7 protein-coding genes and 1 pseudogene are annotated in these 7,698 nt (G+C 70.3%); 3 read left to right on the forward strand and 5 right to left on the reverse strand.

What is annotated here, in order from left to right; translation table 11 throughout:
• Nucleotides 1–438: pseudogene (locus HOQ08_RS14100) on the forward strand (hydroxymethylbilane synthase); the annotation flags it as partial.
• Between the two features lie 69 nt (nucleotides 439–507).
• Here HOQ08_RS14100 and HOQ08_RS14105 read toward each other — a convergent pair.
• The gene (locus tag HOQ08_RS14105; protein ID WP_291196187.1) at nucleotides 508–1,323 is read right to left on the reverse strand and encodes a DUF481 domain-containing protein; all 816 of its coding nucleotides are present in this window, start codon (nucleotides 1,321–1,323) and stop codon (nucleotides 508–510) included.
• A 96-nt stretch (nucleotides 1,324–1,419) separates the two neighbouring features.
• Entirely contained in the window at nucleotides 1,420–2,331 is a 912-nt protein-coding gene (locus tag HOQ08_RS14110) for a hypothetical protein (protein WP_291196190.1), read from the reverse strand.
• A gap of 125 nt (nucleotides 2,332–2,456) precedes the next feature.
• On the opposite strand from HOQ08_RS14110, the gene HOQ08_RS14115 reads away from it, so the two are divergent.
• On the forward strand, nucleotides 2,457–3,440 hold the full coding sequence (locus HOQ08_RS14115) for a YafY family protein (RefSeq protein WP_291196193.1): 984 nt from the start codon (nucleotides 2,457–2,459) through the stop codon (nucleotides 3,438–3,440).
• Between the two features lie 76 nt (nucleotides 3,441–3,516).
• Here HOQ08_RS14115 and HOQ08_RS14120 read toward each other — a convergent pair whose 3' ends face one another.
• Entirely contained in the window at nucleotides 3,517–5,283 is a 1,767-nt protein-coding gene (locus HOQ08_RS14120; protein ID WP_291196196.1) for an SLC13 family permease, read from the reverse strand.
• Between the two features lie 222 nt (nucleotides 5,284–5,505).
• Here HOQ08_RS14120 and HOQ08_RS14125 point away from each other — a divergent pair, with 222 nt between their 5' ends.
• A complete protein-coding gene (locus HOQ08_RS14125) occupies nucleotides 5,506–6,399 on the forward strand; it encodes a patatin-like phospholipase family protein (protein WP_291196199.1) in 894 nt (297 codons plus the stop codon).
• A 35-nt stretch (nucleotides 6,400–6,434) separates the two neighbouring features.
• On the opposite strand, the gene HOQ08_RS14130 is transcribed toward HOQ08_RS14125, so the two are convergent.
• Nucleotides 6,435–6,803, reverse strand: coding sequence for a DUF488 domain-containing protein (locus HOQ08_RS14130; protein WP_291196202.1), 369 nt, complete (start codon nucleotides 6,801–6,803; stop codon nucleotides 6,435–6,437).
• Between the two features lie 74 nt (nucleotides 6,804–6,877).
• Entirely contained in the window at nucleotides 6,878–7,594 is a 717-nt protein-coding gene (locus tag HOQ08_RS14135) for a glycosyltransferase (protein ID WP_291196205.1), read from the reverse strand.
• Nucleotides 7,595–7,698 lie beyond the last annotated feature (104 nt).

A 7,698-nucleotide genomic window follows, 5' to 3' on the forward strand; every position in this document is an offset into this window, starting at 1 on the left:
GACGCCGGCGACTACGACGCCATCGTGCTGGCCTGCGCCGGGCTGGAGCGGCTGGGCCTGGCCGCACGCATCCGCCAGCGACTGGCCGCGCCGGACTGGCTGCCCGCGCCTGGGCAGGCGGCGATCGGCATCGAGGCACGCATGGACCAGCCGGCGGTGCTTGGGCTGCTCGCCGCGCTGGACGATGCCGACACGCGCGTCACCGTGAGCGCCGAGCGCGCGATGAACCATGCGCTCGGCGGCAGCTGCACGGTGCCGGTGGCGGCATGGTGCGTGCAGACCGAGCAGGGCCTGCACCTCAACGGGCTGGTCGGCGATGCCGCCAGCGGGCGGCTGCTGCGGGCGGCGGCGGGCGGTCCGGCGGACCAGCCCGAGGCGCTCGGCCGTACGGTGGCCGAGGCGCTGCTGGCGAAGGGTGCCGGCGAGATGCTCGGTTAAGACGCAACCCGCGCCTTGCTCCCTCTCTCCCATGGGGAGAAGGAGCAAGGCTGACCCGTCCGAGCCTTCTTAGAAGTTGTAGACCAGGTTGGTCGTGGTCAGCGTGTCGGTGCTCTTGGTGCCCGGCTGCGTGTCGGAGTTGTAGCGCACCTGGAAGCCGAGCTTGAGCGCCATCTTCTTGGTCATGCTGACCGACAGGCCCGCGTCGTTCTGGTAGTACTTGTTCTTCGAGCCCGCTTCCAGCAGCAGGGTGTCCTCGAAGGCGGTGTTGTCGGTCAGGCGGTACTTGTAGTTGACCAGGCCGCGACCGACCGCTTCGCTCTCGGTGGGCCGGCGCACGACGGTGTTCACCCCGTTGACCAGCACCGTCATGTTGGCTGGCCGGTAACGCTTGTAGCCGGGGCCGATTTCGAAGGACAGCTCGGTGCGCTCGTTCTTCAGCGCGATATAGCCGTAGCCCAGCGACACGATGCCCTGCCACAGGTTGGCGCCGAAATCATCGTGCTCGTAGCGGGCGGCGCCGACGATGTAGCTGCGGGGGTCGAGCTTGTAGCCCACCGATGCGCCCGAGTCGTAGCGGTTGGCGGTCGTGCTGAAGCGGTCGACGGTGTTGCCGGCGGCATCGGTGACGGTGACCTCGCCCTTGGAGCGCATGCCGTTGAGGAAGAAATTGTTCTTCCAGTACTCGTTTTCCTGATTCAGGCCCAGCTTGGCGTTGATGTTCTCGGTGCGCGAGTTGCCGTGCGCAGAGGCGAAGCCGAACTCGCCGGAGCCGGTCCAGCCGCCGTTGTCGGCAGCGCTGTTGCCGGGCGCGCCGGCATCCTGCGCCTGCGCCATGCCGGCGAAGGCGAGCAGGCAGGCGGCGACGATCAGGGTCTTGTTCATCAGGCAATCCATGGTGGGATGGGGCAAAGAGGCCGCCACCTTAATGCGACGGTCTGAAACTTGCAGTGAACACGCGCCCGCGTCCGCGGCTTGCCGCTACGGCCCCCGGCCGGCGCGTTCGGCGCGGCAGAGCCGCGCGAGCACGCCTTCGTAGGCGCGGTGCTCGATGGTGCGGCCGAGCAGGCAGCTGACCGCAGCCAATGCCACCAGCGGCACGCCCGCATCGGACAGGTCCACGACCAGCAGAGCCAGGCTGGGTACGGCGTAGGTGAACAGCGCGGCGACAAAGCGGTCGGTACGGCCACGCGAACCCGTCGACCGCGTGTCGGCCTGGCCGAGCGCCTGCCAGCGCAGGCCCTCGATCAAGCCGAGCAGCAGCGCCAGCATCAGCAGCACCATGATCCAGGGCCGTGTGCCGGCCGGGTGCACGGCGCCGTCCTGTGCCGCCAGGCACAGCCACATCCACAGCCCGCCGGCGTACCAGGCCGCAACGATGCGGCTTATCGGCAGCTGTGCGGAACAGCGCAGGGCGCCTGCCGACAGCCGCTTGCGGTAGCGGTTTACCGAGTAGATCAGGCTGGCGGCGCTGCATAGTGCCAGCGCGGCGCCCGCCGCACGGGTCGCCCAGAACGTGTTGTCGCCGCGCACCAGTCCGCCGACCGCCAGCATCGGCAGATAGGCCGCCAACACCAGCAAGGCCTCGCGCGTGGGCCGGCTGCGCCGTGCCGGATACCAGCCGTGCCATTCGGACAGGCCTGGCAGGTGCAGGCAGGCGGCCAGCAGGCCGGTGCTGACGAACACCGCGCCCAGGGCGAGCGGCAGCAAGGCCTCGCTGCGCCCGCCGCGGTAGATGCCCAGCGCCAGCGCGAGGCCTAGCAGCATCCACAAGCCATGGCCGGACAGCGCCAGCACCCGCAGCAGGCTGGCCGGGTACGCCGGCGGCGCAGGGTAGGGTCGCTCGCCCGCCGGCGCGGGTATGCAGGCCTGTGTGTCGCTGGATGGCTGCATCACATCGAAAGGCTCGCCGGTTGGGGGAAAACCGCGACCCGATGCCCGGTCGGACCGGGCAACGGGCTTGCGGCCGTCGCGGGCCATACCCATGCTACACAAAGCCCGGACCCCAACGGTATGCCATGGACCGCTACGAACGCATCCTCACCCTGCACCGACTTCTCAAATCGGCGCATTACCCCGTACCGCTGGCGCGGCTGATGGACGAGCTGGAATGCTCGCGCGCCACGCTCTACCGCGACGTGGCCTTCCTGCGCGATGCGCTGGGCGCGCCGATCGAGAGCGCCGGCACCGACCAGGCGGCGTTCCGCTACGAACTGGGCGAGGGCGAGCGCTTCGAGCTGCCGGGCCTGTGGCTGACCTCCGACGAGCTGGCCGCGCTGCTGGCCCTCAACGAGTTGATCGGCCGCACGGGCCCCGGCGTGCTGGCCGGTGCGCTGGCGCCGTTCAAGCAACGCATCGAGCGCCTGCTGACCGGGCAGGAAAAGGACAAGGCGCTGCCGATCGAGCGCATCCGCGTGATCCCCTGGGGCGAGCGCAAGCTCGACCAGCAGGTGTTCCGCGTGGTCGCCGGCGCCGTGCTGGAACGCCGCCGGCTGCGCTTTTCCTACCGCGCACGCACCACCGATTCGGACAGCAAGCGCACGGTGTCGCCGCAGCGCCTGACCCACTACCGCGACAACTGGTACCTGGACGTGTGGGACCACGACCGCGAGGCGCTGCGCAGCTTCGCCGTGGACCGCATCCGCGACGCGCACGCGCTGGACGAGCCGGCGACCGACGTGCCGGAAGCCGACCTCAACGAGCTGCTCGCCTCCAGCTACGGCATCTTCGCCGGCAAGCCCAAGGCCTGGGCCACCATCCGCTTCTCCGCCCACGCCGCGCGCTGGGTCGCCGACGAGCACTGGCATTCCCAGCAGAAGGGGGACTGGCTGCCCGATGGCCGCTATGAGCTGCAGGTGCCGTATTCGAAATCGCGTGAACTGCTGATGGACGTGCTCAAGTACGGGCCGGACGCCGAAGTGGTGGCGCCGCTGCCGCTGCGCGAGGAGATGAAGAGCCTGTTGCACATGGCGCTGGGCGGGTACCAGCAGGCACCGCGCTAGTTGCGAGGCGCAGGCCAAAGGCCTCCCCCGTCTCCCCGCCCTCTTTCCCGGCTGCGCCGGGGGGGAAGGCGTCGGGCTAGGGGTGGAATGGCCAGAGTTGGGGGATCAGCCACATCGATAGCGCGCAGAACAGCGCGATCAGCGGAATGCCCACCTTCATGAAGTCGGTGAAGCGATAGCCGCCGGCGTAGTACACCATCGTGTTGGTCGGATAGCCGACCGGCGTGGCGAACGAGGTCGCCGCGGCAAAGGCCACGGCCACCACGAACGGGCGCGGATCGGCGTGCACCGCATGCGCCACCGTCACCGCGATGCTGACCATCAGCACCACCGACGGGTTGTGGCCCATCAGTTCGGTCAGCAGCGCGGTCAGCAGGTAGACCATCAGCAGCGCGGCCAGCGGGCCATGGTTGCCGACCAGCCCCATCGCGCCCTGCACCACCACGGTGGACAGCCCGGTCTTCTCGATCGCCAGCCCCAGCGGCAGGATCGCGCCGAGCAGGATGATGATCTTCCAGTCCATGCCCTCGTAGATGTCCTTGCGGCCGAAGCAGCCGGTCAGCGCCATGGCGGTGGCGCCGCACAGCGCGGCGATGGGGATCGGCAGCCAGTGCAGGCCCGAGGCGACCACCACCGCGGCCATGATCGACGCCGCCACCCAGGCCTTGCGCAAGCTGCCGCGGGCATCGTCGCGCTCGGAGAGCACGATGAAGGCGTCGTCGGTGCGCAGCTTGGGCATGCCGCCCTCGTCGACCAGCGCCAGCAGCACGTCGCCGACCGCCAGGTCGGTGTTGCTCAGCTTGTCGCGCAACACCTGGCCGCGGCGGTGCACCGCCAGCACGCTGGCACGGTAGCGCCAGTCCAGGCCCAGTTCGGACAGGCGGCGCCCTTCGGCGGGACTGCCCGGGGCGACCATCAGCTCGGCCAGCACGCGGCTGCGGTCGTCCTCGCGCGCGTAGTGCTGCTCCGGCGCGTTGCGCAGACGCGTGCGGCGTTGGAACTCCTCGATCTTGTCCCAATCGCCGCGCACCAGCAGCACGTCGCCGACCGCCAGCTGCTGTTCGCGCGGCGACCACATGCGCCGTTCGCCACGCAGCAGTTCCAACGGATAGACGCCGAACTTGTCGCCCAGCTGCGCATCGGCGATGCGCGAACCCACCAGCGGAGATTCCTCGCCCACCACCAGTTCGGTGACGTACTTGCCGACATCGCCGCCCTCGGGCAACGCCGCATCGATGTGCCTGGGCAATAGCCTGCGCCCGATCAGCATCAGGTAGGCCATGCCGGCGACCGCCAGCAACGCGCCCATCTTGGTGAACTCGAACACGCCGAACGGCGGCAGCCCATGCTTCTGCGCCAGGCTGTCGGCGAGCAGGTTGGAGGAGGTGCCGATCAGCGTGCACACGCCGCCCATCTGCGCCGCGTAGGCCATCGGCATCAGCACCCGCGCCGCCGAAGTGCCGGTGCGCTGGCACACGCGCAGCGCCAGCGGCAGAAAGGTGGCGACCAGCGCGATGTTCTTCACGAACGCGCCCAGCGGCGCGATCGCCAGCATCATCGCCAGGGTCAGCAGCCACGGCTTGCGGATGCGCATCAGCAGGCGGGTCAGCGGTTCCAGTGCGCCGGAGCGCTCGATCCCCAGGCTCAGCGCGAACATCGCCGCGACCGTGACGGTCGCCTCGTTGCTGAAGCCCGACAGCGCCTCGGCCGGGGTGACGATGCCCAGCACCACCAGCGCCGCGAGCACCAGCAGGGCGACCAGGTCGATGCGCACCTTCTCGCTGGCGAACAGCGCCATCGCGCCGGCGATGATCGCCACCGTGGCCCACGCCTGCCAGCTCATGCGCGCGCTCCACGCGGGCAACGGAGTCGGACCGGGGCGGGCTGGCGGCGCGGTGGATCGAGGCGGGTATCGGCTGGCATGGTTCCTGGAGGCTTGCCCGTCATGGCGAGGGTGCCGATCCGGCCCATCATAGCCGCCACCGCCGCCCCTCGCCGGAACGGCGACTTCACCACAGCCCCGCGCCAACGTATCGTGAGGGCCTCGACCGTGCAGGCCCGTCGCATGAACCCACCCGCCCCGGCACCGGACGCGCCAAGCCAACCGACCGTCGCGCTCGCGCTGGGCGCCGGCGGCGCCAAGGGCCTGGCGCACATCGGCGCGATCGAGGAACTGGAGCGCCAGGGCTATCGCGTGACCGCCATCGCCGGCAGCTCGATGGGCGCGCTGATCGGCGGCATCTACGCGATGGGCAAGCTGCCGGTCTACCGCGACTGGGTCTGCACGCTGGCCCGCTTCGACGTGCTGCGGCTGGTCGACTGGACCTTCCGCGGCGGCCTGATCAAGGGCGAGAAGATCATCGAGACGTTGCGCGAGCTGATCGGCGACGCCCGCATCGAGGACCTGCCGCTGGCTTACACCGCGGTGGCCACCGACATCGACCGCGAACGCGAAGTGTGGCTGACGCGCGGCCAGCTGTTCGATGCGATCCGTGCCTCGATCGCAATCCCCACCATCTTCCGCCCGCACATGCTCGACGGCCGCCGCCTGGTCGACGGCGCGCTGCTCAACCCGGTGCCGATGACGCCGCTGATCCGCGAGCGCGCCGACTATCTGCTTGCGGTCAGCCTGGATGGCCCCACCGAGCGGCCCACGCCGGAACAGGACGCCAGCGCCACGCCCGAAGCGCGGCCAGGATGGTTGGGCCGGCTGTTCGCGCGCGGCGAGGCGCCGCCGCGGATGCACGAGCCGGGCGCGCTGGAGCTGCTGACCCAGGCGATGGACCTGATGCAGTCCAACCTGTCGCGCCTGCGCCTGGCTGCCTACGAGCCGGACCTGCTGGTCCAGATCCCGCGCGATGCGGCTGCCGTGTGGGAGTTCTACCGCGCGAACGAACTGATCGAACTGGGCCGCGCGCGTACCCGCGAAGCGCTGGCGCGCTGGCGGCCGCGAGGGTAGCCGGCCGGTCGCTGCCACCCGCAGCGGCGGCGACGTCAGTGGGGGCCGTGCGCGGCCAGGTAGCTTTCCAGGTAGGCCTTCAGCGCCACCGCGTTGTTGTGCTCCTCGTCGCGCGCGCCGAACAGCAGCGTGACCCGGCCGCGGCGGGCCTTCTCCGCCAGCGCGTGCCAGGCGTCGGGCGTAGCATCGAGTTCGCCGGCGTAGCGGTGGCGGAAACCCTCCCAGCGCGTCGGCTCGTGCCCGAACCATTGGCGCAGCTCGCGCGAGGGGCCGACCTCCTTTACCCATAGGTCCAGCGCGGCGTCCTCCTTCTTCAGGCCGCGCGGCCACAGCCGGTCGACCAGCACGCGGCAGCCGTCCTTCGGCGAAGGCGGCTCGTAGACGCGTTTGACGGCCAGGCTCATGGCGTTTCCCCCTTGCAGGAACCGCCTCCCAGCTTACTCCGCAGGGGTGAACGGCCCGTAGGGTGGGCGCCGGGTCAGAGCTCCTCGACGCGGGTGACCTTGGCGCGGCGCATCAGCCAGGCCACGCCGCGCAGGTCGGCCAGGCCCACCCACAGGCGGTCGAGCATGCCGTACTTCGACGTGCCGGCGGTGCGCGGCCGATGGCCCACCGGCACGCTCTGGCTGGCGAAACCGGCGCGGCGCACCAGCGCCGGCAGGTAGCGGTGCATGTGGTCGAAGTAGGGCAGGCGCAGGAAGGTCTCGCGCTCGAACAGCTTGAGGCCGCAGCCGGTGTCGGGCGTGGCGTCCCTGAGCATGCGCGAGCGCACCGCGTTGGCGATCTTCGAGGAGATGCGCTTGTTGAAGCTGTCGCGGCGCGTGGTGCGCCAGCCGGCGAACAGCTTGACCTCCGCTGCCGCGCTCGCGCGGGCAGCGAGCAGCTTGGGGATGTCGGCCGGATCGTTCTGGCCGTCGCCGTCGAGCGTGGCGATCCAGCCGCCGCGCGCCGCACGCACGCCGTTCCACACCGCGGTGCTCTGCCCGCTGCGGGTCACGTGATGCAGCACGCGCAGCTCCGGGTAGCCGGCCTTCTGCGCGGCCAGCACGGCGCGGCTGTCGTCGCTGGAATCGTCGTCGACGTAGACGATCTCGAAGTCGACCTTGCCGCGCAGCGCGGAGGCGATCTCGGCAAGCAACGGCGGGATGTTGTCGCGCTCGTTGAACACGGGCACGACGACGGAAAGCTCGGGCATGGGGCCAGTCCGGGAGAGCGTTGGGCGGCGATTATCGCCGATGCGCCAGCCTGGCGCAGGCCGACTGTAAGGAAATCCCCGCAGCGGCCGAGCTCTACGGCCTG

It is taken from the genome of Frateuria sp. (assembly GCF_013362045.1).
GTDB lineage: Bacteria > Pseudomonadota > Gammaproteobacteria > Xanthomonadales > Rhodanobacteraceae > Frateuria_A.